The organism is Herbidospora galbida, assembly GCF_005233835.1.
Lineage (GTDB): Bacteria > Actinomycetota > Actinomycetes > Streptosporangiales > Streptosporangiaceae > Herbidospora > Herbidospora galbida.
Genome location: NZ_SZQA01000032.1, coordinates 58,196 through 84,494 on the forward strand (window position 1 = coordinate 58,196; position 26,299 = coordinate 84,494).

Annotated in this window: 32 protein-coding genes and 1 riboswitch; of the genes, 13 read left to right on the forward strand and 19 right to left on the reverse strand. The window is 71.4% G+C overall.

The window, feature by feature from the left end; genetic code table 11:
• Nucleotides 1-285 precede the first annotated feature (285 nt).
• The 4 genes from bldD (at nt 286) to FDA94_RS28220 (ending at nt 3,254) form a co-directional block, all read left to right on the forward strand.
• Nucleotides 286-780: a transcriptional regulator BldD gene (bldD, locus tag FDA94_RS28205; protein ID WP_030450384.1), complete on the forward strand. Its 495-nt coding sequence runs from the start codon at nt 286-288 to the stop codon at nt 778-780.
• Nucleotides 781-883: 103 nt separating this feature from the next.
• Nucleotides 884-1,102, forward strand: coding sequence for a DUF3040 domain-containing protein (locus tag FDA94_RS28210; protein WP_137250100.1), 219 nt, complete (start codon nt 884-886; stop codon nt 1,100-1,102).
• Nucleotides 1,103-1,139: 37 nt separating this feature from the next.
• Nucleotides 1,140-2,363, forward strand: coding sequence for an arginine deiminase (locus tag FDA94_RS28215; RefSeq protein WP_137250101.1), 1,224 nt, complete (start codon nt 1,140-1,142; stop codon nt 2,361-2,363).
• Nucleotides 2,364-2,369: 6 nt separating this feature from the next.
• Complete coding sequence (locus tag FDA94_RS28220) at nt 2,370-3,254, forward strand: universal stress protein (protein WP_137250102.1); 885 nt, start codon at nt 2,370-2,372, stop codon at nt 3,252-3,254.
• Here the strand turns inward: FDA94_RS28220 and FDA94_RS28225 are convergent.
• The 4 genes from FDA94_RS28225 to FDA94_RS28240 form a co-directional block, all read right to left on the reverse strand.
• Nucleotides 3,251-3,814, reverse strand: a complete 564-nt coding sequence (locus tag FDA94_RS28225; RefSeq protein ID WP_137250103.1) for an NADPH-dependent FMN reductase — start codon at nt 3,812-3,814, stop codon at nt 3,251-3,253. The genes FDA94_RS28220 and FDA94_RS28225 overlap by 4 nt on opposite strands.
• 132 nt (nt 3,815-3,946) lie before the next feature.
• Complete coding sequence (locus FDA94_RS28230) at nt 3,947-4,363, reverse strand: winged helix-turn-helix transcriptional regulator (protein WP_246060204.1); 417 nt, start codon at nt 4,361-4,363, stop codon at nt 3,947-3,949.
• A gap of 128 nt (nt 4,364-4,491) precedes the next feature.
• Entirely contained in the window at nt 4,492-4,953 is a 462-nt protein-coding gene (locus FDA94_RS28235; RefSeq protein ID WP_137250104.1) for an SAV_6107 family HEPN domain-containing protein, read from the reverse strand.
• 334 nt (nt 4,954-5,287) lie between these two features.
• Nucleotides 5,288-6,061: a L,D-transpeptidase family protein gene (locus FDA94_RS28240; RefSeq protein ID WP_137250105.1), complete on the reverse strand. Its 774-nt coding sequence runs from the start codon at nt 6,059-6,061 to the stop codon at nt 5,288-5,290.
• Between the two features lie 132 nt (nt 6,062-6,193).
• Here FDA94_RS28240 and FDA94_RS28245 point away from each other — a divergent pair, with 132 nt between their 5' ends.
• From FDA94_RS28245 to FDA94_RS41205, 3 genes are all read left to right on the forward strand, one after another.
• Complete coding sequence (locus FDA94_RS28245; RefSeq protein WP_137250106.1) at nt 6,194-6,670, forward strand: YbaK/EbsC family protein; 477 nt, start codon at nt 6,194-6,196, stop codon at nt 6,668-6,670.
• Nucleotides 6,671-6,688: 18 nt separating this feature from the next.
• Entirely contained in the window at nt 6,689-7,246 is a 558-nt protein-coding gene (locus FDA94_RS28250; protein ID WP_137250107.1) for a GNAT family N-acetyltransferase, read from the forward strand.
• A gap of 71 nt (nt 7,247-7,317) precedes the next feature.
• Nucleotides 7,318-7,449 (forward strand): hypothetical protein, encoded by a 132-nt coding sequence (locus FDA94_RS41205; RefSeq protein ID WP_269750654.1) that lies wholly within the window; start codon nt 7,318-7,320, stop codon nt 7,447-7,449.
• Between the two features lie 52 nt (nt 7,450-7,501).
• Here FDA94_RS41205 and metF read toward each other — a convergent pair whose 3' ends face one another.
• Nucleotides 7,502-8,422: a methylenetetrahydrofolate reductase [NAD(P)H] gene (metF, locus tag FDA94_RS28255; RefSeq protein ID WP_137250108.1), complete on the reverse strand. Its 921-nt coding sequence runs from the start codon at nt 8,420-8,422 to the stop codon at nt 7,502-7,504.
• 129 nt (nt 8,423-8,551) lie between these two features.
• Between metF and FDA94_RS28260 the strand changes: the two genes are divergently transcribed.
• Nucleotides 8,552-9,619 (forward strand): polyprenyl synthetase family protein, encoded by a 1,068-nt coding sequence (locus FDA94_RS28260; protein ID WP_137250109.1) that lies wholly within the window; start codon nt 8,552-8,554, stop codon nt 9,617-9,619.
• Here FDA94_RS28260 and thiE read toward each other — a convergent pair.
• Genes thiE through FDA94_RS28275 form a run of 3 tightly spaced genes read right to left on the reverse strand, consistent with a single transcriptional unit; the run spans nt 9,616 to nt 11,884 of the window.
• Nucleotides 9,616-10,272 carry a thiamine phosphate synthase gene (gene thiE / locus FDA94_RS28265; RefSeq protein WP_137250110.1) on the reverse strand — a complete coding sequence of 219 codons (657 nt, stop codon included), beginning with the start codon at nt 10,270-10,272 and terminating at the stop codon, nt 9,616-9,618. The two genes, FDA94_RS28260 and thiE, sit on opposite strands and share 4 nt — an antisense overlap.
• Nucleotides 10,273-10,296: 24 nt before the next feature.
• Complete coding sequence (locus FDA94_RS28270) at nt 10,297-10,671, reverse strand: Rv2175c family DNA-binding protein (protein ID WP_062342571.1); 375 nt, start codon at nt 10,669-10,671, stop codon at nt 10,297-10,299.
• Between the two features lie 43 nt (nt 10,672-10,714).
• Nucleotides 10,715-11,884 (reverse strand): NAD(P)/FAD-dependent oxidoreductase, encoded by a 1,170-nt coding sequence (locus tag FDA94_RS28275; protein WP_137250111.1) that lies wholly within the window; start codon nt 11,882-11,884, stop codon nt 10,715-10,717.
• A 124-nt stretch (nt 11,885-12,008) separates the two neighbouring features.
• Nucleotides 12,009-12,123, forward strand: a riboswitch (TPP riboswitch).
• On the opposite strand from FDA94_RS28275, the gene thiO reads away from it, so the two are divergent.
• From thiO to pknB, 4 genes are all read left to right on the forward strand, one after another.
• Nucleotides 12,113-13,159, forward strand: coding sequence for a glycine oxidase ThiO (gene thiO, locus FDA94_RS28280; protein ID WP_137250112.1), 1,047 nt, complete (start codon nt 12,113-12,115; stop codon nt 13,157-13,159). It overlaps the preceding riboswitch by 11 nt.
• Nucleotides 13,160-13,360 carry a sulfur carrier protein ThiS gene (gene thiS / locus FDA94_RS28285; RefSeq protein WP_137250113.1) on the forward strand — a complete coding sequence of 67 codons (201 nt, stop codon included), beginning with the start codon at nt 13,160-13,162 and terminating at the stop codon, nt 13,358-13,360. It abuts the gene before it with no gap.
• 5 nt (nt 13,361-13,365) lie between these two features.
• Nucleotides 13,366-14,136: a thiazole synthase gene (locus FDA94_RS28290; RefSeq protein WP_137250114.1), complete on the forward strand. Its 771-nt coding sequence runs from the start codon at nt 13,366-13,368 to the stop codon at nt 14,134-14,136.
• Between the two features lie 72 nt (nt 14,137-14,208).
• Entirely contained in the window at nt 14,209-16,125 is a 1,917-nt protein-coding gene (gene pknB, locus FDA94_RS28295; protein WP_137250115.1) for a Stk1 family PASTA domain-containing Ser/Thr kinase, read from the forward strand.
• Here the strand turns inward: pknB and alc are convergent.
• The 9 genes from alc to uraD are packed head-to-tail and all read right to left on the reverse strand — an operon-like array spanning nt 16,122 to nt 23,814.
• Nucleotides 16,122-17,063 (reverse strand): allantoicase, encoded by a 942-nt coding sequence (gene alc / locus FDA94_RS28300; protein ID WP_137250116.1) that lies wholly within the window; start codon nt 17,061-17,063, stop codon nt 16,122-16,124. The two genes, pknB and alc, sit on opposite strands and share 4 nt — an antisense overlap.
• Entirely contained in the window at nt 17,060-18,340 is a 1,281-nt protein-coding gene (gene allB / locus FDA94_RS28305) for an allantoinase AllB (protein ID WP_137250117.1), read from the reverse strand. Before allB ends, alc begins: the two co-directional genes overlap by 4 nt.
• Nucleotides 18,337-19,488 (reverse strand): glycerate kinase, encoded by a 1,152-nt coding sequence (locus tag FDA94_RS28310; RefSeq protein ID WP_137250118.1) that lies wholly within the window; start codon nt 19,486-19,488, stop codon nt 18,337-18,339. The genes allB and FDA94_RS28310 overlap by 4 nt, the downstream gene beginning before the upstream one ends.
• A gap of 7 nt (nt 19,489-19,495) precedes the next feature.
• Nucleotides 19,496-20,824 (reverse strand): 8-oxoguanine deaminase, encoded by a 1,329-nt coding sequence (locus tag FDA94_RS28315; RefSeq protein WP_246060205.1) that lies wholly within the window; start codon nt 20,822-20,824, stop codon nt 19,496-19,498.
• A complete protein-coding gene (locus tag FDA94_RS28320; RefSeq protein WP_137250119.1) occupies nt 20,821-21,294 on the reverse strand; it encodes a (2Fe-2S)-binding protein in 474 nt (157 codons plus the stop codon). The genes FDA94_RS28315 and FDA94_RS28320 overlap by 4 nt, the downstream gene beginning before the upstream one ends.
• The gene (locus FDA94_RS28325; protein WP_137250120.1) at nt 21,291-22,145 is read right to left on the reverse strand and encodes an FAD binding domain-containing protein; all 855 of its coding nucleotides are present in this window, start codon (nt 22,143-22,145) and stop codon (nt 21,291-21,293) included. The genes FDA94_RS28320 and FDA94_RS28325 overlap by 4 nt, the downstream gene beginning before the upstream one ends.
• Nucleotides 22,145-22,999 carry a factor-independent urate hydroxylase gene (pucL, locus tag FDA94_RS28330; RefSeq protein WP_137250121.1) on the reverse strand — a complete coding sequence of 285 codons (855 nt, stop codon included), beginning with the start codon at nt 22,997-22,999 and terminating at the stop codon, nt 22,145-22,147. Before pucL ends, FDA94_RS28325 begins: the two co-directional genes overlap by 1 nt.
• A gap of 3 nt (nt 23,000-23,002) precedes the next feature.
• Entirely contained in the window at nt 23,003-23,344 is a 342-nt protein-coding gene (gene uraH / locus FDA94_RS28335) for a hydroxyisourate hydrolase (protein ID WP_137250122.1), read from the reverse strand.
• Nucleotides 23,341-23,814, reverse strand: coding sequence for a 2-oxo-4-hydroxy-4-carboxy-5-ureidoimidazoline decarboxylase (uraD, locus tag FDA94_RS28340; protein ID WP_137250123.1), 474 nt, complete (start codon nt 23,812-23,814; stop codon nt 23,341-23,343). Before uraD ends, uraH begins: the two co-directional genes overlap by 4 nt.
• A gap of 128 nt (nt 23,815-23,942) precedes the next feature.
• Between uraD and FDA94_RS28345 the strand changes: the two genes are divergently transcribed.
• Nucleotides 23,943-24,779: a deoxyribonuclease IV gene (locus FDA94_RS28345; protein WP_137250124.1), complete on the forward strand. Its 837-nt coding sequence runs from the start codon at nt 23,943-23,945 to the stop codon at nt 24,777-24,779.
• A gap of 96 nt (nt 24,780-24,875) precedes the next feature.
• Here the strand turns inward: FDA94_RS28345 and FDA94_RS28350 are convergent, their stop codons facing one another.
• The gene (locus FDA94_RS28350) at nt 24,876-25,517 is read right to left on the reverse strand and encodes a LytR/AlgR family response regulator transcription factor (protein ID WP_246060206.1); all 642 of its coding nucleotides are present in this window, start codon (nt 25,515-25,517) and stop codon (nt 24,876-24,878) included.
• A 28-nt stretch (nt 25,518-25,545) separates the two neighbouring features.
• Nucleotides 25,546-26,088, reverse strand: coding sequence for a molybdopterin-dependent oxidoreductase (locus FDA94_RS28355; RefSeq protein ID WP_137250155.1), 543 nt, complete (start codon nt 26,086-26,088; stop codon nt 25,546-25,548).
• Nucleotides 26,089-26,299: the final 211 nt, after the last annotated feature.

Consider the following 26,299-nt stretch of genomic DNA (forward strand, 5'->3'; position numbering starts at 1 on the left):
ATGGCAGGTAGGAGGCCGAGCGGCACGGAGCGCCCGAAATCCGAAGGATGCTCGGTTCTCGCCGAGAGCACGGTTTCGCCATCTTTTCCCAATCGACTTGACCTTTGACTGTGACGGCTTTACCGTCACTGTCCGTAACCACAACTCTCGACCTTCCTGGGTAAAACCCGACGCAACGGTCACCGTTGGTACCTGCCCCCAGGTGCCGCACCCGGTGAACCGGGCATACGGGACGTGGGCACACAATCAAGTAAGAACAGACATAGAAAGCCGGGGGCCCAAACGATGCCGTCTGACTACGCCAAGTCGCTTGGCGCGCGGCTGCGCGCGATCCGAACACAGCAGGGCTTGTCGCTGCACGGGGTGGAGGAGAAGTCCCGCGGCCGGTGGAAGGCCGTCGTGGTGGGCTCCTACGAGCGTGGCGACCGTGCGGTGACCGTACAGAAGCTTGCCGAACTGGCCGATTTCTACGGGGTGCCGGTGTCCGAGCTGCTTCCCGGGGGCACCGCGCCCTCCCCGCTGCTGCCCACGCCGAAGCTCGTGATCGACCTTGAGCGCCTTGGCCAGTTGCCGAAGGACAAGGCCGGTCCGCTTGCCCGCTACGCGCAGACCATCCAGTCGCAGCGCGGTGACTACAACGGCAAGGTGCTGAGCATCCGCCAGGAGGACCTGCGGTCGCTGGCCGTCATATACGACCGGTCCCCGGCCGAGCTGACCGAGGAGTTCATCGCCTGGGGCGTCCTCGACGCCGAGGCCCGCCGCGCCGTCGAGTCGTTCTGATCCCGCGATCACCCCTTCCGCGAGCCGGGGTGATCGCGCTGGTCATTTCGGACAAATAGCGCTAAAACTTCCTTCACGGTTTCCCCAAGTGGAGGAAGATCACATGAGGCTGTCCCGGGCCGAGCGGCGCGCTCTCGACGAGATCGCGCGGCAGTTCCGCCGGAGCGACCCCCAGCTCGCCCAGGACCTCGCCGAACACGGCTCCTCCCCCGACCGGGAGGTCCCCATCCTCCCCGCCTTCATGACCGGGCGCCCCGCCATGGCCGTGGCCGGAATCGTGCTGATTACCGCGTTTTTGATGCCCTTTATGGCTATCAACTAGCGTTTGACCACATTCGGTGACGGGCAGGTCGCCGAGCATGACGTTCACCGTCGCCTCCGAGGTCGGGCGCCTGCACCACGTGCTGCTGCACGCCCCCGACCTGGCGCTGAAGCGGCTCACCCCCACCAACATGGCCGATCTGCTCTTCGACGACGTGCTGTGGGTGGCGCGGGCCGTCGAGGAGCACGAGGAGTTCCAACGGGTCCTGCGCGAGCGGGGCGTGCGGGTCACCCTGCTGCACGACCTGCTCCGCGAGACGGCCGAGATCCCCGAGGCCCGCAAGCACATCCTCGACGGCAGCGTCGAGGAGCGCTTCTTCGGCCCGATGGCGGCCGACGCGATCCGCAACACCCTCGACTCCCTGCCGGCCGCCGACCTCGCCTCCCACCTGACCGGCGGGCTGACCAAGCGGGAGACCCTCGACCTCGGCTGCGAGCCCAAGTCGCTGTTCTTCCACTCCCTCGACCCCGACGACTTCGTCCTGCCGCCGCTGCCCAACCACCTCTACACGCGCGACACCTCGTGCTGGGTGTACGACGGCGTCTCGGTCAACGCGATGCGCAAACGGGCCCGGCGCCGCGAGACGGTCAACATGGAGGCCGTCTACCGCTTCCACCCGATGTTCGCCGGCGAGCGGTTCGGCGTCTGGTATCCCGGCACGTCCATGGCCCCGGCCACCATCGAGGGCGGCGACGTCCTGGTGATCGGACGGGGCGCCGTGCTGGTCGGGATGAGCGAGCGCACCCAGCCGCAGGCGATCGAGATGCTCGCCAAGAACCTGTTCACGGCCGGTTCGGCCTCGGTGATCGTGGCGCTGCGCCTGCCGCAGGCCCGCGCGTTCATGCACCTCGACACCGTGATGACCAACGTCGACGTCGGGGTGTTCACCAAGTACGCGGGGCTGGGGATGCTGCCGTCCTACACGATCGAACCCGGTGACAACGACAAGGAGCTGAAGGTCACCGACCACGCGCCGGAGGAGATGCACCGCGCGATCGCCCGCGCCCTCGGCCTCGACGACATCCGGGTGCTGACCCCGACCCAGGACGTGCACGCCGCCGAGCGCGAGCAGTGGGACGACGGCTGCAACGTGCTGGCCGTCGAACCCGGCGTCGTCATCGGCTACGAGCGCAACACGACCACGAACAACTTCCTGCGGGCCAGCGGGATCGAGGTCATCACGATCAGGGGCAGCGAGCTGGGCCGGGGGCGGGGCGGCCCGCGCTGCATGAGCTGCCCTCTGCTGCGCGACGGGATCTGAGCCGGCGTGAACATCGTGACCGGGTTCGCCCCCGACGGCGGGGGCGACGACGCCCTGGCCCTGTCGGGCGTCATCGCGCGGGCGCTGAGCGCGCACGTGACCGTGGCGAACGTGCGCCCGGCGGTGTGGGAGACGCCCGGCCCAGGGAGGGTCGACGCCGCGTGGCGGGCCTATCTGCGGGCGCAGCAGTCGGCGGCCCTGAGCCTGGCCGAGAAGGCCGCGCAGGAGGCCGGCCTCGACGACGCCGAGGCGGCCTCCACCGTCCACCGCAGTGCGGGCCTGGGCCTGATCCGGCTGGCCGCCCAGGAGAACGGCGACCTGATCGTCATCGGCTCGGCCCCGCACGGCCCCCGCGACCGCATCGCCGTCGGCGGCACCGCCGACCAGCTCCTGCACAGCAGCCGCACCCCCGTGGGCATCGCCCCGAAGGGCTACGCGACCGACCCGCCGGCCACCCTGACCCGGATCACCTTCGCCTATCACAAGTCCCCCGCCTGCGAAGACGCGCTGCTGCTGGCGATCCGGGCGGCCGGGAAGCTGCAGGTCCCGCTACGCCTGATCACGGTCCTGCTGAAGGAGCGCGGCACTCCCCGCGTGCCGGAGGACGTGATGGAGCAGGTCCACGCCCGGTACGAACACGACCTCCGCGCGGCGGTCCGCAGCCCCCGCCGCACCGCCGCCCTCCCCCGGGGCGTCACCACCGAGGTAGTGGCCGGCCCGGACGCCGCCAGGGCGCTGGCGGAGACCGACTGGATCCCGGGCGAGCTGCTGCTCTGCGGTTCGAGCTCGGCCGGCCCCCTGCGCCGCGTGTTCGTCGGCGACCTGTCGCTGAAGATCCTCCGGGCCGCCCCCTGCCCGGTGGTGTTCCTCACCCGCTCGGCGACCCACTAGCCGGCCTGGCGGAGGGGCGCCAGCGCCCGGCTCCAGGCGACGACCTCGTCGAGCATGGTGGTGAGGGTCGCGACCTGGTAGTCGCTGGCGTTCAGCTTGGAGAAGTCGACGAAGTCGGTGAACATCGACAGCGCCACGTTGGTGCGCACGTCGGCGAGCTTGAGCTCCCCGCCGATCAGCCGCAGGTGCTCGGCCGCCCGCGCCCCGCCCACGCCCCCGTAGGAGACGACGCCGAACGCCTTGTTGTTCCACTCGGCGAACAGGTAGTCGATGGCGTTCTTGAGGACCCCCGAGGTCGAGTGGTTGTACTCGGGCGTCACCATGACGAAGCCGTCGTAGGAGGCGATCTTCGCGGCCCACTCCTTGGTGTGGTCGTTCTTGTACTGCCCCATGAGCGGCGAGATGGGCTCGTCGAAGTGCGGGAGCGGGTAGTCGAGCAGGTCGATGATCTCGAAGGTGGCGTCGGTGCGCTGCGAGGCGTGGTCGTACACCCACCGGGCGACCTGCTCGCCGTTGCGGCCGGGCCGGGTGCTGCCGATGATGATGCCGATGCGCGTCATGGGAGAGGTCCTCTCGCGTGCGGCGGCGAGCGATCAGGCTCGCCACCTGCTCAGTAACTGATGAGTACTGAGTACACGTCGGTAACCGGTCACTTCAACTAAACCGGGTCACACCGAGTGGACCGACCACGGCTATCCGAGCTCGTCGCCGGCCCGGGACTCGTCGAACGCGCGGCGGTTGGCGACGATCGTGTCCTGGTTGTCGGCGGCCCACTGGGCCAGGCCGATGACCGGGGCGGTGAGGGTGTGCCCGAAGGGGGTGACCTCGTATTCGACCCGGGGCGGTATCTCGGGATAGATCGTGCGCTTGACGATGCCGTCGCGTTCGAGGTTGCGCAGCGTCAGGGTGAGCATCCGGCGGGAGATGCCGGGCGTGGTGTGCAGCAGCTCGGTGAAGCGCATGGAGCCGGTGTCGAGCAGCCCGATCAGGATGAGGCTCCACTTGTCGCCGACCCGGTCGAGGACGGAACGGAAGACCTCGGGGTCGTGTTCGAGGCACAGCCGCCCCATGGAACGCATGACGCGCTGGGCCTCGGCCTGATGGGACATGACGGCACCCCCGCTGTAACTGTTCGGTTACCGAACCTTACCTCAGGTATGGAGTGGTAACCGACCAGATCACGGGGTGGACGGGTGTGCGCCCGGATGCGGCGGGGAAACGCATCCGGACGCCTCCGCTACCCCGCCATGGGCAGGGTCTCCTGGGTGGTCACGCCGAGGGTGGACTCGATGATGGTCACGAACGCCGTCGCCTCGGCGACGAGCTCCTCGGCGTCGTGGACGCTCACCAGGTGGACCAGCCCGGCCTCGGCCGCGGCGCGCTTCTTGGCGCTGACGGCGAAGTAGGCGGCCCACTGGGACAGCTCGGGCTGGACCTCGGGAAGGAGCTCCCACGCGCTCCGCAGACGGCGGCGACGGCCGTCGATCGGCTGGGGCCGGGCGGCGAGGATGGCCGCGGCCGAACGGAGGGCGGCGAGGTGGGCGTGGATGTACCGGTCGGCCGGGTTGCCCGCCTGTGCCGCGTCGGCGAGGCAGGCGCGTGCGTCGGTGAGATGCGCGAGGACGGTCCGCGACACCTTGGGCCCGCTGGCGGGCCCGGTCGGGGCGGCCCCGTGGCCGTTCTGCTGCGGTCCGGTCATGGTGGTTCGGCCTCCTAAACGAGTGGCCACCGGCGGTCTCGTCGCCGGTCAGGGTCAACAGTCGCAGACCCCACCGACATTTCCGCCGGATCGGGCGGCCGGACGAGGAGCTTCCCCTCTCCCCGTCCGGCCCGAAGCTGTGGGGCCGCGACTCCCGCCCTTCCGCCGATGGCCGGCGCCCGGACCCACGCGGTGAGAGCGAGCCGCGAGTCCCGCTCCCACCTTCATCGAACATAGTTTCGATCAATATCAAAGTCAAGAAACTTCGAAAGCCCGTTCGACATAAGGAAAAGGCCCCGCCGGCGGCGGAGCCTTTTCGGAGAACCGGGTGGTGTCAGCGCTGGAACCTGCCGCGGACGTGGACCGGCACCCCCTTGCCGAGGAGGCCGGGGAGGACCTCCGCCACGTGCATGGGGAGGCGCACGCAGCCGTGGGAGGCCGGGTAGAGCGGGACCGACAGCGCGCCGTGGAAGGCGATACCGCCGTTGAAGAAGATCGGGTTGTAGAGCTGGCCCAGGTAGGACTTGTGCCAGCCGTCACGCCGCCAGGTCGTCTTGAAGTTCCCCGTCGGGGTGCGGGCGTCGCCGGAGAACCTCTGGCGGGTGCCGTTCCACGTCGCGTACTCCACGTAGGGGACGCCGCTGCCGCTGGAGATGTGCGAGATCAGCTTGATCCGGCCCTTCACGTACAGGACCAGGATCTGGGTCGTCAGGTTGACCTCGGCGCGGGTTGGCTTGCCGTTCGGGACCAGCACCTTCGGGAGCTTGGGGCTCTCCAGGGCGCGCCAGGTCTTCGACGCGATGGTGCTGGTCGGCTTGATGCCGTTGACCTTCTGGAAGGCCCAGACGGCCGACTGCGTGGAGCCGCCGTAGCGGCCGTCGATCTTCCCGGGCAGGTAGCCCAGTTCCCTCAGCCGCGTCTGCAGGACCTTGACGACGCTGCCCTTCGCGCCGAACTTCAGCGTCTTGCCGGGCGAGACCCAGGCAGAAGCCGTCTGTACGGTCTGCGCCACGGCCGCCGGCGCCGCCATGGCCGGCGGTGACATCGCCAGCACGGCCCCCGCCGTGACCACAGCGGCGGCGACAGCGAGATGCTGCCGAACCCCCATTGCTACCAACCCCTCCAAATGTGCACAAGCTCGGGTCAATGGACCATAACCCAAGGGTCGATTGGTCCAAGTGGGAGGCATGGTGTCGTTATCAACCCGCCATGTCCCATCCGATCTGTTTAGAGTTGGCGCGTGCCAGAAAAGTTGCCGCCGAGCGCTGTCCATATCGCCGGAATCCTCCGGGCCCATGGGGCTACGGGAGAGATCGTCCTCCTGGAGGACGCGGCGCCCACCGCCGCGACAGCCGCCGCCCAGGTCGGGTGCGAGGTCGGCGCGATCGCCAACAGCCTCGTGTTCGACGCCGACGGCGCCCCGCTGCTGGTGCTGACGAGCGGCGCCCACCGGGTCGACACCGGCCTGGTGGCCTCGCTGATCGGAGTGGCGAAGGTACGCCGGGCCAGCCCCGAGTTCGTCCGCGAGCACACCGGGCACCCCATCGGCGGGGTGGCGCCCATCGGGCATCCGGCGCCGGTGCGCACCCTCATCGACACCTGGCTCGGCAAGCACCCGGTCGTCTGGGCCGCCGCGGGCCACCCCCACACGGTCTTCCCGACGACGTTCGACGAGCTCGTCGCCCTGACCGGGGGTACGCCCGCCGACGTGGCGTGATCGGCTAGGGTGCAGGGGATGATCGAGATGCGCCGGGTGGGGCCCGAGAGCTTCACCTCGGAACTGCGCACGGTCCTGGGCATCTACACCGCCGCCATGCGCCCCCCGCCCGACCAGCTGTCGGGGCGGCTGGCCATAATGCGCAACCACACCACCTACCCGCGGTTCACCGGAGTGCTGGCCACGACGGCGACCGGCGAGATCGCCGGGTTCGCCTACGGCTTCCACGGCGCCCACGGCCAGTGGTGGCACGACGTGGTCAAACGGGCCCTCTACGAACGCGCGGGGCCGCTGGTGGCCGACGACTGGTTCGGCGACGCGCTGGAACTGGCCGAGATCCACGTCCACCCCGACCACCAGAGCAAGGGCATCGGCCGCCGCATGATCCACGCGATGTGCGAAGGGCGGCCGGAACGCACGGCCGTCCTGTCGACCCACGACGCCCCGACGGCGGCCCGTCACCTCTACGCGAGCCTCGGCTTCTACGACCTGATGACCGCCTTCGCCTTCCCGGGCGGCTCGGAGCTCTACGCCATCGCCGGCGCCCGGCTCCCGCTCGCCCCGAGACCGCAGTGATCCTCAAGACGGTTGCAAGATCGCTCAGGCAGCGTGGGACGTGACAGGTTCTCCTCACTCAAGGGGTTCACATGAGCGATTTCGCCTCCTCCGCCCGCCCGCTCGACGAGAGCGAGCTGGCCGAGATCACCGGCGGCCACTCCGCTGACTACAACTGGGCGGAGTACGACTGGCGCGACGCCGTGATGTGCGCTCTGCCGTAGGCGCGCGAAAGGCGGGGCCGTCCACCGATGGACGGCCCCGCCTTTTTCGTGTTCAGACCGCCGGGACCGCCGGCATCAGCGCCTGGTAGACCTCGCGCGTCGCGTTCGACCGGTTGAACGTGATGAAGTGGATGCCCGGCGCCCCCTCGTCGAGGAGGCGGCGGCACAGTTCCACGCCGTGCTCGATCCCGAGCTGGTAGACGGCGTCGGGATCGTCTTTGACCCGTTCGAACCGCTCGGCGACCTTCGCCGGGAACGGCGCCCCCGACAGCTGCTCGGAGCGGGCGATCGTGGCGAACTTGATCACCGGCATGATGCCCGGGATGATCGGCGTCTCGCAGCCCGAGGCCGCGACCCGGTCGCGCAGCCGCAGGTAGTCGTCGGCCTCGAAGAACATCTGGGTGATCGCGTAGTCGGCGCCGGCCCGGCATTTACGCACGAAGTAGTCGACGTCGGACTCGACCGACGGCGACCGGGGGTGCTTGTAGGGGAAGGCCGCCACCCCCACGCAGAACTCGCCCGACTGACGGATCAGCCGGACCAGGTCTTCGGCGTAGTGGACGCCCTCCGGATGGGCGATCCACTCGCCCATCGGGTCGCCGGGCGGGTCGCCCCGCACGGCCAGGATGTTGCGCACGCCCGCGTCGGCGAAGCGGCCGATGAGGTGGCGCAGCTCGCGGACGGAGTGGTTGACGGCGGTGAAGTGGGCGACCGGCGTCAGCGTCGTGCTGTGGGCGATGCGTTCGACGATGTCGACGGTCCGGTCACGGGTGGAGCCGCCCGCGCCGTAGGTGACCGAGACGAAGGTCGGCTTCAGCGACTCCAGTTCCCGGATCACCCGCCAGAGCTGACGTTCCGCCTCGGGTGTCTTGGGGGGCATGAACTCGAACGAGAACGACCGCTCGCCCGCCGCGAGCAGCTCCCTCACGGTGGCGACACGGTCGGGAAAGCGTGAGGGGAGACCCAGAGCCATGCGGCCAAGGTTACTAGTCTCACCGGAAAGGCGGCGGAATCCGCCTCACGGGATGATCGAATCTCGACTCATCCATCACAACCACCCCGCCAGATGAACGAATCGATCACCTGCAGATACCCTCATTACATGACAAATGCCACCGCGCCTTTGGACTTCATCCGCCCCGAGGTGGATCGGGCCCTCCAGCGCTTCGTCGACCGCCGCCGGACGGCGTTCGACGACCCCGACCTGGCGGCCGTGCTGGGCACGGTGCGGGACTTCCTGGCCGGTGGCAAACGGCTGCGTCCGGCCTTCTGCTACTGGGGCTGGCGGGCCGCCGGAGGCGCCGACGACCCCGGCGTGATCTCCGCCGCGTCGGCGCTCGAACTGCTGCAGGCCAGCGCGCTCGTCCACGACGACGTGATGGACTCCAGCGACATGCGGCGCGGCATGCCCTCGGCGCACCGGCGCTTCGAGAAGCTCCACGTCGACTCCGGGTGGCACGGGTCGGCGGTGCAGTTCGGCGAGGGCGCGGCGATCCTGGTCGGGAACCTGCTCCTCATCTGGTCGGGCGAGCTGTGGCGCAACTCCGGCCTGCCCGCCGAGAGCCTCGCGTCCGCGCAGCCGGTCTTCGACCACATGCTGACCGAGCTGATGAACGGCCAGTACCTCGACCTGCTGGCCCAGGCCCACGGCGAGAACTCCTTCGAGAGCGCGCGGCGGGTGGCCCTGTTCAAGAGCGGCAAGTACTCGGTCGAGCACCCGCTGCGCCTCGGCATGATCCTGGCGGCACAGTCGCGCGAGGCCTGGATCGACCAGGTCTGCGCCGGCTACGGGCAGAACGTCGGCATCGCCTTCCAGCTCCGTGACGACGTCCTGGGCGTCTTCGGCGACCCGGCCGAGACCGGCAAGCCGGCCGGCGACGACCTGCGCGAGGGCAAGCGCACGATGCTCATCGCGCGCACCCTGGAGCTGGCCTCCCCCGCCCAGGCGCAGTCGGTACGCGCCCTCGTCGGCGACCCGAAACTCGACGCCGAGGGCGTGGCCACCCTCCGGACCGTCATCGAGGACACCGGCGCCCTCGCCTCGGCCGAGGAGCTCATCACGACGTACGTGAAGGAGGCCGTCGCGGTCCTCGACGCGGCCCCCATCGAGGCCGAGGCCCGCGAGGCCCTCAAGGCGCTGGCCATCGCGGCCACGACGCGCCGCAACTAGGCCCGCGACCAGGCCCGGAGTCGGCGGGCGAACTCTCCGGCGGCCGCCTTCGGGTCGGCGGCCTCGGTGATGGCGCGCACGACCACGACCCGCGTCGCGCCCTGGGCCAGGACCTCGTCGAGGTTGCCCAGGTCGATGCCGCCGATGGCGAACCACGGCCGGTCGCCGGGCACGCCGGCGGCGTGCGCCAGCAGCGGCAGGCCCGGCGCCGGACGCCCCGGCTTGGTCGGGGTCGGCCAGGTCGGCCCGCAGCAGTAGTAGTCGACGCCCGGCTCGGTCGAGGCCGCCGTGGCCTCGTCGAACGCGTGGGTCGAGCGGCCGATCAGCATCTCGCCGCCGACGATCTCCCGGGCCACCGGCACCGGCAGGTCGTCCTGCCCGAGGTGGAGCACGTCGGCCCCCGCCGCGTAGGCGATGTCCGCGCGGTCGTTGACCGCCAGGAGCGCGCCGTGCCGGTCACAGGCCGCGCGGAACACCCCGAGGAGAGCGAGCTCCTCCCGGGCCTCCAGGCCCTTCTCCCGGAGCTGGACCACGTCCACCCCGCCGGAGAGCGCCGCGTCGAGGAATTCGACCAGGTCGCCGCGCTCTCGGCGGCCGTCGGTGCACAGGTACAGGCGGGAGTCGGCGAGTCTGCGCCGGGAGGGATCAGTCACCCGCCCCACGATGCCATGGGGTTCTTAGAAGCCGAGAGCCTGGGCCCTGCGCTTCACCTCGGTGTGCCTGCCGGCCTTGATGGCGTCGATCGGGGCGCCGGGCAGGGACTCGTCGGGTGTGAAGAGCCACCTGATCGACTCGACCTCGCTGAAGCCCGCGTCGGCGAGCACGGTCAGCGTGCCGGGGAGGCCCTTGATGACGTCGTCTCCGGCGATGAAGACCGCCGGGATCTGGGGCTCGCCACCGCCTCTGCGGGCGCCCACGAGCTTCTTGTCCTTGATGAGCTGCTTCGCCCTGCCGATGCTGAGCTGGAGCTTCTTCGCCACTTCCGAGAGAGGGAGCCACTCCCCCACGAGCTGGTCGGTGTCTCGGTCGATCTGCGCAACTGTAAGCGTCACGAATCCACCATTACCACACGGTCGCCACCATGAAACACCCAGTTTACGCCACGGTGCAGTCTCGAAGGGTAACGCTTGGGTCGGCGAGGCGGCCGGCGTCGAGCCTTTGCCGTCCTTCGACGAGACGTCGGCCTTGCACCAGATCGCGCGGTCTGTCGACTGTGAGGATCGCGGCCAGCCGGTGGTCGTGGGTGAGCCAGCAGGCCGCCCACTTGGCGTCGGTCTCGGGGTCGCCGCGCAGCACCAGGCGGGCGCCGTGGTGGTGACCGGCGTACTGGACCATGCGGCCGAACTGCTCGGACCAGAAGTAGGGCACCGGGTCGTAGACGGCGTTCTCGCCCATCAGGGTCGCGGCGGCGGTGTCGGGGGCGCCCAGGGCGGTGTCCCAGTGTTCGACGCGCATGCGGCGGCCGAAGCGGCGGCTGTACCAGTTGGCGCAGTCGCCGACGGCGACCACGTTGGGCACGAAGCTGCGCAGGTGCTCGTCGACCAGCACGCCGTTGTCGAGCTCCACGTCGGAGCCGTCGAGCCAGGCGACGTTGGGGCGCACGCCCACGCCGGTGACCACGACGTCGGCCTCGATCTTGCCGCCGTTCATCAGGGTCAGGCCGTCGGGGTCGACGCTGCCGACGGGGGCGTCCAGGACGAGCTCGACGCCCGCCTCGGCGTACCAGGGGATCATGTAGCGGCCGATCGGGAGCGCGGCCGCGACGGGGGCGTCGCCCGCCTCGACGACCGTGACCCGGCAGCCCGCGCGGGCCGCCGCCGTGGCCACCTCGGCGCCGATCCAGCCAGCGCCGATGACGGCCACGCGGGCGCCCTCGACCAGCGCCGCGCGCAGGGCCAGGGCGTCGTCGATGGTGCGCAGGACGTGCTGGTGGCCCTCGCCGCGCAGCCGGATCGGGGTGGCGCCGGTGGCCACGACCAGGCCGTCGAAGGCGAGTTCGCCGTCGGTGGTCGACAGGACGCCGTCGTGCAGGCCCTTGGCGGCGGTGCCGAGCATGAGGCGGATGTCGAGCGCCTCGAGGTCGGAGTCGACCACGGTGGAGTCGGCGTCGCCGAGGAGGACCGCCTTCGACAGGGGCGGGCGGTCGTAGGGGCGATGGGGTTCCTCGCCGATGAGGGTGATCCGGCCCTGGTACCCGTGGGCCCGCAAAGCCTCGACACTCCGGACGCCGGCCAGCCCGGCGCCCACCACCACGACGTGATCCACGAGTAGACCCTAGATTGCCGACGGGCCCACCCGCCAATGGAGATTCGGTAACGAATTGAGTAAGTAGCTCGCACAGCGTGGCTATTCCGTGTTGTGCGAATCAGATCAATTCGCATTACTCTGGACAAAGACGCGCGGGAGTCCGGCTGACCGGGCTGAGAGGGGAACTCCACAGGTTCCCGACCGCTATCGAACCTGATCCGGATCATGCCGGCGAAGGGAGCGCGGATGAACGCTTCAGACGTGTTCGTGATCGGCGGCGGCATCGCCGGCCTGTCGATCGCCTGGCGGGCCGCCACGCGGGGCCTCACCGTCACGCTGGCCGACCCCGACCCGGGCGGGCAGGCGACCCATGCCTCCGCCGGGATGCTGGCGCCCGTCAGCGAGGTCACCTACACCGAGGAACCGCTGCTGCGGCTCGGCCTCGCCTCGCTCGAACGCTGGCCCGGCTTCGCGGGCGAGCTGGAGGCCTCCAGCGGGATCCCCGTCGACCTGCGCGGCGACGGGACGATCGAGGTCGCCTACGACGCCGACGACCTGGCCCAGCTCGACGAGCTGGCCGCGTTCGAGGAGAAGCTCGGGCTGCGCGTGGAGCGGCTGACCGGACGGCAGTGCCGCCAGGCCGAGCCGATGCTCTCGCCCAACGTCCGGGGCGGCCTGCTGGCCCGCGACGACCTGTGGGTGAACCCCCGGAGGGTGGCCCGGGCGCTGCAGAAGGCCTTCCAGAACGCGGGCGGGCGGATCGTCAGGGAGCGCGTCACCGCCCTCGACGACCTGCCGGCCGACCACGTCGTGGTCGCCGCCGGGGCCTGGTCGCCGAGCCTGCTCCCCGGGCTGCCGATCAGGGCCGTCAAGGGGCAGATCCTGCGGCTGCGCGGCCCGCGCGGCTTCCTGGGCACGTGTGTACGCGGCACCGTGCGCGGCTCGGAGGTCTACCTGGTCCCCCGCGACGACGGCGAGATCGTGGTCGGCGCGACGATGGAGGAGCTCGGGTTCGACACCCGGGTGACCGCCGGCGGGGTCTACGAGCTGCTGCGCGACGCCCGCGAGATCGTACCGGGGATCACCGAGCTCGAACTGGCCGAGACGTTCGCCGGGCTGCGGCCCGGCACCCCCGACAACCTCCCCTACGTCGGCAGGCACCGCGACGTCTGGGTGGCGGCCGGTCACCACCGGGCGGGCGTGCTGCTCGCCCCGCTGACGGCCGACGCCGTCGTGGCCGGTCTCTTCGGCGAAGCCGATCTCATGCCCGAATGCTCCCCCGCGAGGATCTAGATGCGCATCACCATCAACGGCGACCCCCACGACCTCGGCGACGGGGCGACGGTCGGCGAAGCCGTGCACAGACTGACCGCCCAGGCCACCGGCATCGCGGTGGCCGTCAACGACGAGGTGGTCAGCAGGGGCGCGTGGGACGCGACCGTGCTGGCCGACGGCGACCGGGTCGAAGTGCTCACCGCGGTCCAGGGAGGCTGAAGGACATGGACGATCCCCTGCTGATCGGCGGCGAGGAGTTCGGCTCGCGGCTCATCATGGGCACCGGCGGCGCGCCGTCGCTGGAGGTGCTCGACCGGGCCCTGGTGGCCTCGGGCACCGAGCTGACCACGGTCGCGATGCGCCGGCTCGACCCGGCCGCCCGCGGGTCGGTCCTCGACGTGCTGCGCGACCGCGGCATCAAGGTGCTGCCGAACACCGCCGGGTGTTTCACGGCGGGTGAGGCGGTGCTGACCGCGCGGCTCGCCCGGGAGGCGCTCCATACCCATTGGGTAAAGCTCGAAGTCATCGCCGACGAACGCACGCTGCTGCCCGACCCGATCGAGACGTTCGACGCGGCCGAACGGCTGGTGGCCGACGGGTTCCTCGTCCTCCCCTACATCGGCGACGACCCGATCCTGGCCCGGCGGCTGGAGCAGGCGGGCTGCGCGGCCGTCATGCCCCTCGGGTCGCCGATCGGATCGGGTCTGGGCATCCGAAACCCGCACAACATCGAGCTCATCGTCGAATCGGCTCAGGTGCCGGTGATCCTGGACGCCGGCATCGGCACCGCGAGCGACGCCGCCCTGGCCATGGAACTGGGCTGCTCAGCGGTGCTGCTGGCCACGGCGGTCACCAGGGCGCAGAAGCCCGACCTGATGGCGTCGGCGATGCGCGGCGCGGTCGAGGCCGGGCGCCGGGCGTTTCTGGCGGGCCGAATTCCGCGTCGGCGATATGCTGAGGCGTCCTCGCCGGGGCGACCGTTCCAAGACGGGTAAACCTTCCTGTTTCGGTCTCGGTTTGGGATTCCTGCACTCAGCATGTGGCAAATCACCCGTAAACTCGAGGCCGTGGACACGACGCTTTCCGATCCGCTCGTCGGGCATACGCTCGACGGTCGCTACCGCGTCGAGTCCCGGATCGCCCGGGGCGGCATGGCGTCCGTCTATCTGGCTCTGGACGTCCGGCTCGACCGCATGGTCGCGATCAAGGTGATGCACCGGTCGCTCGCGGAGGACCCGCAGTTCGTCCGGCGCTTCATCGGCGAGGCCAAATCGGTCGCCTCGCTGTCGCATCCCAACATCGTGCACGTCTTCGACCAGGGCACCGACGGCGACCACGTCTACCTGTCGATGGAATACTTCCCGGGCAAGACGCTGCGGGCGGTGCTCGACGAGCGGGGGCCGCTGGCGCCGCGCGAGGCCCTGGAGATCATGATCCCGGTGCTGGCGGCGCTCGGCAGCGCCCACCTGGCCGGGCTGATCCACCGCGACGTGAAGCCCGAGAACGTGCTGATGACCGAAGACGGCCGGGTCAAGGTCGTCGACTTCGGTCTCGTCCGGGCCATCGAGGGCGGCAACCAGACCCGCTCCGGCGTGATGATCGGCACGGTCGGCTACATGGCCCCCGAGCAGGTCACCACCGGCCAGGCCGACGTCCGCGCCGACGTCTACGCCGCCGGGATCATGCTGTTCGAGCTGCTCACCGGGCGTCAGCCGTTCGGCGGCGAGAGCCCGGTGTCGGTCGCCTACCGCCACGTCCACGAGTCGGTGCCCGCGCCGTCGTCCTTCTCCTACGACATCGCCCCGGCGCTCGACGCGCTGGTGGCCGCGGCCACCGCCAAAGACCCGGCCGACCGGCCGCGCGACGCCAACGCGATGCTGGTGGCGGCCGTCGAGGTGCACCGCACCCTCCCCGCCGCCACGACCGGGCGCCACTCGGCGCCGCCGCGCCCCGCGCAGGTCGAGCAGGCGTTCCACACGGGTTCCCACACGATGATCCAGCCCGCCATCCAGATCCCGCCGACCACGCCTCCGAGGTCGCGGCGCGGGTTCCGGGTCAACTGGGGCATCGTCGCGCTGGCCCTGGTGATGGTGGGCGGCATCGCGTTCAGCGGGTGGTACTTCACGACGCCGCGCACCGCGATCGTGCCCGACCTGGTGCAGCGCAACGTCGAGGCGGCCCGCCAGCTCGCCGAGAGCAACGGCTTCACCATCAAGATCGCCGAGGGCCGCTACGACGCCAAGGTGCCCAAGGACATGGTGCTGGAGACCAGCCCGGTCAAGGGCGTCGAGGCCGAGCGCGGCTCGGTCATCACGATCATCGCCTCGCGCGGCCCCGAGATGGTGACCGTGCCGAAGGTCGAGGGCAAGACCGAGGCCGACGCCCGCGTGGCGATCTCCGACGCCGGGCTGAACGTCTCCCGCGTCCGCCGCACCCCGAGCGACACCATCGCGCGCGGCCTGGTGATCAAGACCGACCCCGTCGTCGGCAAGAAGGTCGAGAAGGGCTCCAACGTCATCCTCGCCGTCAGCATGGGCCTGCTGCTGCCCGACGTGGTCAACATGCCGCGCGACCAGGCCGAGGCGCTGATGCGGGAGAACGGCTTCGACCCGAGCTGCGTCAACGAGGTCGTCGACGACACCCAGCAGGGCACCGTCATCGCCCAGGAGCCGATCGCCGGCGCCGAGGTCGACAAGGGCGCCCGGGTCTGCCTGACCGTCTCGCGCGGCCCCGACACCGGCTGGAAGTGGCCCTGGGAGCAGGACCCGTCGGTCGCCGCGCCCGACTTCGTGCCGGTCCCCGACGTGCGCTTCAAGGACGTCAACGAGGCCAAGCGCGAGTTAGAGGCGGCCGGCTTCCGGGTGCAGGTCCACAAGCTGTTCTCCCGGGGCCGTCCCGGCGGTGACGGCGCGGGCAAGCGCGTGCGCGGCCAGAACCCGCTCGGCCAGGTGCCCGCGGGCAGCACGATCAATCTGTGGTACTAACCCAGCAGATGGCCGAGCAGGCGTAGCCGGGCCAGGCCTCCGTCGGGGTAGATGTCGCACTTCACGTGGGTCACCGGGCGCTCGCTGTCGAGGCGGAAGCGGTGCTGTGCGTCCGGCTGGAGGCGGGTCTTGCCGAGGAGGCTGAACCAGTCGCCGTCGCCGTCGCGGCCCGAGAGCGACGCCCAGCCGGGGGCGTTGAAGACCAGGTGGGTGGTGTCGATCTCGGCGACGGCGACCGTGCCGCGCCCGGCCAGGCGGACCACCAGCCAGTCGTTGCCGTCGTCGCGGCGGCGCGCGGTCTCCCAGCCTTCGGCCTGGTGGCGGGCCAGCCCGGGGGCGATGACGTTGTTGGGCGAGCTGTAGAACTGGTTGGAGCAGTCGATCACCAGGGCGCCGTTGGCGAGCGCGGCCAGGTCGACGGTGAGGCCGTGCAGGAACCGGGGGTCGGGCACGACCTCGCCGTGCACCCGGAACCGGGCCACTCCCCCGTCGGGGTAGATGTTGAGCCGCACGTGCGTGTAGCGGTTCGGGTCGTCGACGGCGAACTCGTGCTCGCGGTCGCCGCCCAGCGGGCTCTTGGGCAGGATCTCGGTCCAGCCGGTCAGCTCGTGGTGGGCCAGCGGCTCGTCGACCGCGCACGCGTCGACCGAGGCGTAGGGCGGGAAGTTGCCCTTGAACCAGGCGGTGTCGATCACCAGGCCGCGTACGACGCCGGGCATGCCGAGCCGCACGATCGCCCAGTCGTGCCCGGTGGTGCGCCGGCGGCGGGTCTCCCAGCCGTCGTAGATCTGGCCCTTGGCGCCGAAGTCGTGGGTGTGGAACTGGGCGCGGTGCGGCAGGATCAGCGCCTGGCGTTCGGCGAACGCCTCGTCGTTGGCGGCGATCACCGAGCCGCCGTTGCCGCGCAGGGCCAGGTCGGGCAGGTGGCGGAAGGTCATCGGGCACCTCTCGTCAGGAACCGGCCGTGGCCGGGGGCCGCACCGCGAAGCCAGGTCTGCCGTACGACGCCCCGCAGCGCCCGCCCCTGGTAGGCGGTCACCGGGTTCTTGTGGGCCAGGTCGCCGGCCTCGACGACGAAGGCCGCATCGGGGTCGAAGGCCACCAGGTCGGCGTCGGCCCCGACCTCGATCCGCCCCTTGTACGACAGCCCCGCGAAGTCGGCGGGCCCGCGAGCCATCCACCTGACGACGTCCTCCAGGGAGTGGCCCCGCGCCGACGCCTCGGTCCAGATGACCGGCAGGCCGAGCTGGAGTGAGGAGATCCCGCCCCAGGCCATGGCGAAGTCGTCGGGGCTCTTCATGTCGGCCGGGCACGGGGAGTGGTCGGAGACGACGCCCATCAGGGTGCCGTCGGCCAGCCCGGCCCACAGCGCGTCGCGGTTGGCCGCCTCGCGGATCGGCGGGCAGCACTTGAACGCGGTGCCGGTGACCTCCTCGGCGCTGAGGGTCAGGTAGTGGGGGCAGGTCTCGGCGGTGATCCGCACCCCCTGCGACCGGGCCGCGCGCAGCACGGGGATCGCGTCCCCGGCCGAGACGTGCACGATGTGCGCCCGCGCGCCCGTCTCGCGGGCCACCGCGATCACCGTCTCGATCGCCCTGACCTCGGCATCGGGGGTGCGCGAGCCGAGGAACTCGGCGTAGGAGGGGCCGGTCGGCTCGGTGAGGGTCCAGGGGTCCTCGGCGTGGGCGATCAGGAGGCCGTCGAAGCGGGCCAGTTCGCGCAGCGCCAGGGTGAGCCCGTCGCCGTCGAGGGCGGGGAACTCGTCGACGCCCGACGGCGACAGGAAGCACTTCACGCCGAACACCCCGGCGTCCCAGAGGGGACGCAGGTCGCCCAGGTTGCCGGGGATCGCGCCGCCCCAGAAGCCGACGTCGACGGCGATCTGGCCCCGGGCGGCCTTCTTCTTGATCTCCAGGTTCGGCACGGTCGTGGTCGGCGGCAGCGAGTTGAGCGGCATGTCGACCACGGCGGTCACGCCCCCGGCCGCCGCCGCCCGGGTGGCCGTGGCGAAGCCCTCCCAGTGGGTGCGGCCGGGTTCGTTGACGTGGACGTGCGTGTCGACCAGGCCGGGCAGCAGCGCGACGTCACCGAGGTCGAGCCCTCCGCCGGCGTCGTACGGCACCAGCCCCGCGATCCGCCCCTCGACGACGTCGACCCCGAGTGGCCGTACCCCTTCGGGGGTCACCACCCGGCGTGACCGCACCAGAACCGTCACAGATGCTCCTTCACCACACTCGCCACGAGCCGCTCCAGCAGCGGCCCGGCCTGGGCCATGCAGATCTCGGGGTCGGGCTCGATGTCGGTGAGCGCGTACGCCGCCTCGATCCCCGCCTTGCGCAGGTCGTCGCCGGCGACCGTACGCCGCCCGCAGACCGCGATCACGGGCACGCCGTGCCGCATGGCCGCGTTGGCGACGCCGACCGGGGCCTTGCCGCGCAGCGACTGCTCGTCGAGGGAGCCCTCGCCGGTGATGACCAGCCGCGCGCCCTCGACGTGGGTCTCGAAGTCGAGCAGGCCGAGCAGGTAGGCGATGCCGGGCCGGATGGACGCGTTCAGGAAGGCGAGCGCGGCGAAGCCGACGCCCCCGGCCGCTCCGGCGCCGGGCTGCCCGGCCACGCCCATCGCGCGGACGATCCCGTCGTGCTCGACCGAGCCGGTCAGGCCGTGGGTGTGGACGGCGACGGCGGCGAGCCGGGCGAGGCCGGTCTCCAGGAGCCTCACCTGGCCGGCGTCGGCGCCCTTCTGCGGGGCGTAGACGGCGGCCGCGCCGTGCGGGCCGAGCAGCGGGTTGTCGACGTCGGAGGCGACGACGTACTCGGCGGATCCGGCGTCGAAGCCGGACAGGTCGATCGTGGCGAGGTCCGTCAGCGCGCCGCCCCCGAGGGGCAGTTCGGCGCCGGAGGCGTCGAGGAAGCGGGCGCCCAGGGCGCGGGCCAGGCCGGTGCCGCCGTCGGTGCAGGCGCTGCCGCCCAGGCCGAGCACGATCTTGGTCGCGCCGCCGCGGAGGGCGTGGGCGATCAGCTCGCCGGTGCCGTAGCTGGTGGCGGTCAGGGGTTCGAGCCCGCCGGGCAGGCGGCGCAGCCCGGACGCCTCGGCCATCTCGACGACGGCGGTCTCGCCCTTGACGGCGTAGGAGGCCCGGACCGGCTGCCCCGTCGGCCCGGTCACCTCGGCCTCGACTCGGGTGAAACCGCAGGCCGCGACCGCGTCCACGGTGCCGTCGCCGCCGTCGGCAACGGGGAGGAGCACCACCGGCACGTCGCCGAGCCCGGCGGCGACGCGATGGGCGACCTCGGGGGCGGTCAGCGAGCCCTTGAACTTGTCCGGTGCGATGACGACGTGACCGACGCTGTGATCCTTCATGCCGTCATCATGACCGAAGCAGTCTGGCGTGTGCCCGCGCCCCCGCCGCTCCGGCGGCCTCGCCGGAGACGGTCCGCAGGTCGCCGTCCTCGACCACGGTCACGCCGTTGACGATCAGCCTGGCCAGCGGCGGGGTCTGACCGTAGCCGAGGGCGACGATCGGGTCGGCGGCGGCCGCGTAGGGGCCGTCGACCCGCCAGACCGCGACGTCGGCGAGCTTGCCGGGTTCGAGGGAGCCGATCTCGTTCTCGCGGCCCAGGCAGCGGGCGCCGCCGAGGGTGGCCATCTCCAGCGCTTGGCGGGCGGTCAGCGCCTGCGGGCCGTAGCGGGCGCGCTGCATGAGCATCGCCTGGCGGATCTCCCCGGCGAGCGGGATGAACTCGGCCGAGCCGGGGCCGTCGACGCCGAGGCCGACGGTCGCGCCCGCGCGGAGCAGTTCGCTGACCCGGGCGATCCCGGCGCCGAGGCGGCCGTTGGACGAGGGGCAGTGGGCGGTGCCGGTGCCCGTCTCGGCGAAGCGGGCGATGTCGGCGTCGGTGAGGTGGACGCTGTGCGCGATCCACACGTCGGGGCCGAGCCAGCCGAGCGATTCGAGGTATTCGACCGGGAGCATGCCGAACTGCTCCTTGCAGTGGTCGTCCTCGTCGAGGGTCTCGGCGCCGTGGGTGTGCAGGCGGACGTTCAGGTCTCGCGCCAGCGCGGCGGCCTGGCGCATCAGGTCGCCGCTGACCGAGAACGGCGAGCAGGGCGCGACGGCCACGCGCAACATGGAGTCGAACAGGGGATCGTGGTACTTGCGTACCGCCGCCTCGGTCTCGGCCAGGATCTCGTCGAGGGTCTCGACGACCTCGTCCGGCGGCAGGCCGCCCAGGGACCGGCCCCGGTCCATCGAACCCCGGCACGGGTGGAAGCGCAGGCCCACCTCGGCGGCGGCCTGGATCTCGGCGGCGAACAGGTCGCCCCGGCCCTTGGGGAAGACGTAGTGGTGGTCGGTGGACGTCGAGCAGCCCGACAGCGCCAGCCAGGCCAGACCCGCCGTCGCGGCGCCGTGGACCACTTCGGCGTCCATGCGCGCCCAGACCGGGTAGCTGGCCACCAGCCACTCGAACAGGGTGCCGTCGGGGGCGATGCCCTGGGAGGCCCACTGGTAGAGGTGGTGGTGGGTGTTGACCAGCCCGGGGGTGACCAGGCAGCCGCGCCCGTCGATCCGGTCGGCCTCGCCCTGGTAAGGGCCCGCGCCGACCGACGCGATGCGGTTGCCCTCGATCGCGACGTGGCCGTCGGGGATCTCCGCGCCCACCACCGGGGCGACGTAGGCGTTCTCGATGACGATCACGAACCGGCCTTCCGGCGGGCGGCCAGGCGGACCGCGTCCAGGATCTTCTCGTAGCCCGTGCACCGGCACAGGTTGCCCGCCAGGTGTTCGCGGATCTCCGCGTCGGCGGGCACCCCGTCGTGCCCGGCGATCAGCGAATGGGCCTGGACGATCAGTCCGGGCGTACAGAACCCGCACTGGACGGCGCCGCACTCGACGAACGCCTCCTGCACCGGATCGAGCTCCTCACCGGAGGCGAGCCCCTCGACGGTCAGCACCTCGCGGCCCTCGGCCTGGCCGGCCGCCACGAGGCAGGCGCAGACCGGCAGGCCGTCGAGATAGACCGTGCAGGAGCCGCACTCGCCCTGTTCGCAGGCGTTCTTCGCGCCCGGCAGGCCGAGCCGCTCCCGCAGGACGTAGAGCAGGCTCTCCCCCGGCCAGACGTCGTCGGCGGTCATCGGCGCGCCGTTGACGGTGACGTTGACCCTCATGACCTTCCCCCGTTCCTGAGCTCCTGCCAGGCCCAGCCGAGCGTGCGGCGGGCCATGACGGCCAGGGCGTGCACGCGGTAGCCGCTGCTGCCCCGGACGTCGTCGATGGGCGCCGCGGCGGCGGCGACCAGTTCGCCGAACCGCTTCGCCACGGCGGGGTCGAGGTCCCCGGCCGGCCAGTTCCCGGCCAGGAACGCCTCCGCCTCGACGGCCCGGCGCGGGGTCGGGGCGGCCGAGCCGATGCCGGTGCCGACCGTCCGGTCCTCGGCGTTCAGGGCGATGCCGAACGAGCAGACCGCGATGACCATCGCGTTCCTGGTGCCGATCTTGGAGAAGTACTGGGGGCCCCGCTTCACCGGCACGTGGATCGCCCGGATCAGTTCGTGCGAGGCCAGGGCGTGGCGTTTCACGCCGGTGTAGAAGTCGCCGACCGGGATCATCCGGGTCCCGTCGACCGACTCGGCCTCGACGATCGCGCCGGACGCCAGCAGCGGCGGGTGGCTGTCGCCCGCCGGGGAGGCCGCGCCGAGGTTGCCGGCCACGGTCCCCCGGTTGCGGATCTGCGGGGAGCCGACCGTGCGGGACGCCTGGGCCAGGCCGGGCAGCCGGTCGGCCAGCTCGGCGATGATCCGGGTGTAGGTGACCCCGGCCCCGATCCTGATGTTCCCGGACTCGACCGACCATTCGGTCAGCTCGGCCACCGGCGTGAGGTCGAGCAGCGCCTTGGGGCGGCCCTTGTCGAGGTTGATCTCGACCATGACGTCGGTGCCGCCCTGGACCGGCGTCGCGTCGGGCCGGTCGGCCTTCATCCGCAGGGCCTCGGCCCAGGTGGTCGCACGCAGGAAGTCCATCAGTCCCACGCCTTTCCGGCGCCGGGCGCGTCCTCGCGCAGCACGGCGCCCTCGATCAGGCCGTAGGGGCGGTCGGCGGCGAAGTAGACCTCGCCGTCGTTGTCGAGGCCGAACGGGTCGAGGTCGACCAGGAAGTGGTGCTTGTTCGGCAGTTCGAGGCGGACCTCGCAGACGTCCGGGCAGTCGGTCAGCACCCGGGCGCCCATGGCGTAGAGGGTCTGCTGGAGCGACAGGCTGTAGGTGGTCGCGAAGGCGTCGAGCAGGGCCTCCCGGGCCGTCGCGTACGAGGCCTCCCAGTCGCCGGGCTCGCCGTCGTGCCGCCAGCGGGCGGTCACGGCGGTGGCCAGCACGCGGTCGCGGGTCTCCGGCAGGGTCGTGTACGCGTCCTTGAGGTAGCCCCAGAACTCCGAGTCGGTCGTGTTGAGGACGACCAGATCCGTCAGCCCGGAGACCACGGTGGCCCGCTCGCCGTCGTAGTGGACCAGGCAGGTGCGCACCTCCTGGCCCTTGCGGGCGAAGGAGTGGCCGCCGCGGCGCTCCCAGGCGTACTCCTCGATCTCCACGCGGGCGTGGCCGATCGTGGGCTGCGAGTCGACGAAGTGGCGGGCCAGCAGCAGGGCGAACTCCTCGATCGCGGCGACGCCGTGCTTCTTGGCGAACGCGTAGACGGTGTTCTTCTGCGTGTCGGTCGGCAGCACGGCCGCGTTGTCGCCGGTCAGGTGGACGTCGGTCATGTCGCCGGACAGGGACGTGCTGACGTTCAGATCCTTGATCTGGTGGGCGTCGCCGTTCCGGGTGACCCGCACGACCCGGGTCTCGGCTTTGCCGTAGCGGTTGGGGCCGAGCGTGAACACTGTCTAACTCCCCCGATAGGTCGAGTAGCCGAACGGGCTGAGCAGCAGCGGCACGTGGTGGTGCTGTTCGGCGTCGGCGATGGTGAAGACGACGGTGACCTCGGGGAAGAACGCGTCGTCTCCCAGGTAGCCGCCGGTGTCGAAGATCAGCCGGTAGGTCGCCGCCTCCAGCGTGCCGGTCCACTCGCGGCCGAGCGGCGTCCACTCCCTGATGCGGCCGTCCTTGTCGGTGCGGGCCTCGGCGAGGGCGACGTACCCGTGGGCGGCCCGGCGGGCCAGCCGCACGTGGACGTCGGCGGCCGGGCAGCCGCGCGCGGTGTCGAGCACATGGGTGGACAGGGTCACGCGCCCTCCTCCCACAGCTTGGCCAGCCGCAGCCGGACGATCTTCCCGAGCTCGTCGCGCACGACCATCCGCTCCTTCTCCGGTACGTTGCCCAGACGATCCTCCAAGATCGCCAGCATCTCGGGGGCCGACCTCCCGGTCGCGCAGACGAGGTACACGTGCCCGAACCGCTCCTCGTAGGCCGCGTTGCCCGCCCTCAGGCGCCGCAGGACGTCCTCTTCGGCGCTGGCGGTCCCCGACTGCTCGTCGCGCGACCACGCCGACTCCCGGTCGCCCCCCTGCCGCCGGTCGCCGATCCGGGGGTGCGCGGCCAGCGCCTCCTCGACGTCGGCCCAGTTCAGCATGGCCAGCACCCCGTCACTGCGGTCGAGGAGACCGGCGAGGTCGGGGTAGGGCCGCCCGGCCACGCCGTCGGCCCAGCGGGTGGACGCGCAGCACGCCAGCAGGTCGTCGCGGCTCGGTTCACGCATGGTCGCCAGTACACAACGCGGCCCCGGCCGAATCCAGCAGCGGGAGCTCCCAAAGCCCCGTCCATGAGCGGCCGATGGTTTGTACGTTGCCACAAACCGGCGAAACCCCCGGGTAACCTGATGCCACTATGAGCACTGGAAACGCGATCGGCGGCCATGTCCTGGTGGCCGGCGGCCTGGCCACCGGAGGGCTGCGGTACGCCGCCGAGATCGGCGCCGAGATGGCCCAGGTCTTCGTCACCAACCCCCGCGGCTGGGCCCTCAACGAGGGCAACGCCGCCGAGGACGCCAAGCTGCGCGCGGCCGACCTGCCGGTCTACGTCCACGCGAACTATCTGATCAACTTCGGCTCGCCGACCGAGGCGACGCTGGAGAACTCGATCGCCTCGGTCCGCCACACCCTGCGGCGGGGCCGCGAGGTCGGGGCGCTGGGCGTGGTCGTCCACACCGGCTCTGCCGTCAGCCAGCCGCGTGAGGCGGCCTTCCGGCAGTTGCGCGACCACCTGCTCCCCCTGCTGGAGGAGATCCCCGACGACGGCCCCGACCTGCTGCTGGAGCCGATGGCCGGGCAGGGCCAGATGCTCTGCGCGACCGTTCAGGACCTCGGCCCCTACCTGTCGGCGCTGGAGTGGCACCCGAAGGCGGGCGTCTGCCTCGACACCTGCCACGCCTTCGCCGCCGGCCACGACCTGTCGACCCCCGAGGGCGTGCGCGAGACCTTCGACGCCCTCCACGCCGTCGCGCCGGGCCGGCTGAAGCTGATCCACGCCAACGACTCCAAAGACGTGCTCGGCGCGAAGAAGGACCGCCACGAGAACATCGGCGCCGGTCACATCGGGGCCCAGGGGTTCGCCGAGATCATGCGCCATCCGGCGGTGGCCGGGGTGCCGCTGTGCATCGAGACGCCCGGCAAGGCCGACAAGCACCGCGAAGACATCGACCTGCTGAAGAAGCTGCGCGGATAGCGGGCGGATCCGGCCGTCCCCCGAACGACCGGATCCGTGAGCGCAACCCTATTTCCCAGGTCAGCGCCACACCGGCTGATCACGACAGACGGCGTGTCAGGCGCGACGAGCGGTCAGCCGCTCCCTGACCTCGCGGGTGTGCCGGCGCGAGACCGGCAGCGTCTCGGTCCCGACCAGCAGCAGCGCCCGCCCGTCGGCGAACCTCAGCTCGCTGACGTGACGGGCGTTGACGAGCGTGCTCCGGTGCGCCCGGATGAACCCGGCCCCCGCCCACCGCTGCTCCAGCGCGGCCATGGAGGTCCGCACGAGGTATCCGCCCTCGGCGGTCCGGAGGCGGACGTAGTCGCCGCGCGCCTCGGCGAACCAGACGGCGCCGGGATCGATGAACCGGGTGCGCCCGCCCAGCTCCACGGGGATCGACTCCTGGGCGGCCTTCTTCCGCAGGTGATCCAGTTCGAGCTGGTCGGACAGCCACCGGGCGGCGTTGCGGAGGTCGTGGGCGCGGCCGTGGGCCACCAGTGCTCCCGCCACCGTGCCCATGACCGTCAGGGGCGCCGCCCCGGCCGGAGGCCTCCCCCGCATGGCCGCCACCGCCGCGTCCCAGCCGTCGGGCCGGCCCGCCAGGACCTCGGTCGTGGAGGTGATGGTCAACGGGGCGCCGACGGCCCGCTCCAGGTGGGGCAGGGCCGCGCGGGCGGCCTCGGGGGTGAGCCGGAAGGGCACGTCGAAGCAGCACACCCGGGCGAGACTAGACCTCCCGGCCGGGCTAGGGCGGGCCCTCGCCCGGGTCCTCCTGGTATGAGTAGCGCTGCTCCCGCCAGGGGTCGGCGACGTTGTGGTAGCCCCGGTCCTCCCAGAAGCCGCGCCGGTCTTCGGTCAGGTATTCGATGGCGCGCACCCATTTGACGCTCTTCCAGGCGTACAGGTGGGGGACCACGGCGCGGACGGGGTAGCCGCGCTCGGGGCTGAGCGGCTTGCCGTCGAGTTCGGTCGCGAAGAGGGTCGAGTCGCGGTCGAAGTCGCCCATGCGGACGTTGGCGCTGTAGCCGTACTCGGCCCAGATCATCACGTGGCCGACCCCGTCGGCCGGGGGCACTGCGGCCAGGAACGCCGAGGCGGGCACCCCGGTCCACTCGTTGCCCATGATCGAGAACTTGGTCACGCAGTGGAAGTCGGCCAGCACCGTCGATCGTGGCAGCTGGCCGAAGTCGTCCCAGGTCAGGAAGTGCTGCTCGCCGGACGCGGTGGCCCCGAAGATCTGCAGGCGCCAGGTCGCGGGCCGGAACGTCGGCACCCTGCCGTAATGCATCACGGGCCTGCCGCGCGGGACGTACTGACCCGGGGGCAGCCGGTTCTCCTCCTCGGACGTCTCCGGCACCCGCCCATCCTGTCACCCGCCCCGCAGTGCGCCCGCATCAGGGTTGTGCGATATATTTCGACCATGCTTGGCGCACTCTCGTTTTGGTATGGCGACGGACCCGTGAGGACCGCTCGCCATGAGGTTGTGCGCTAACAGCCAA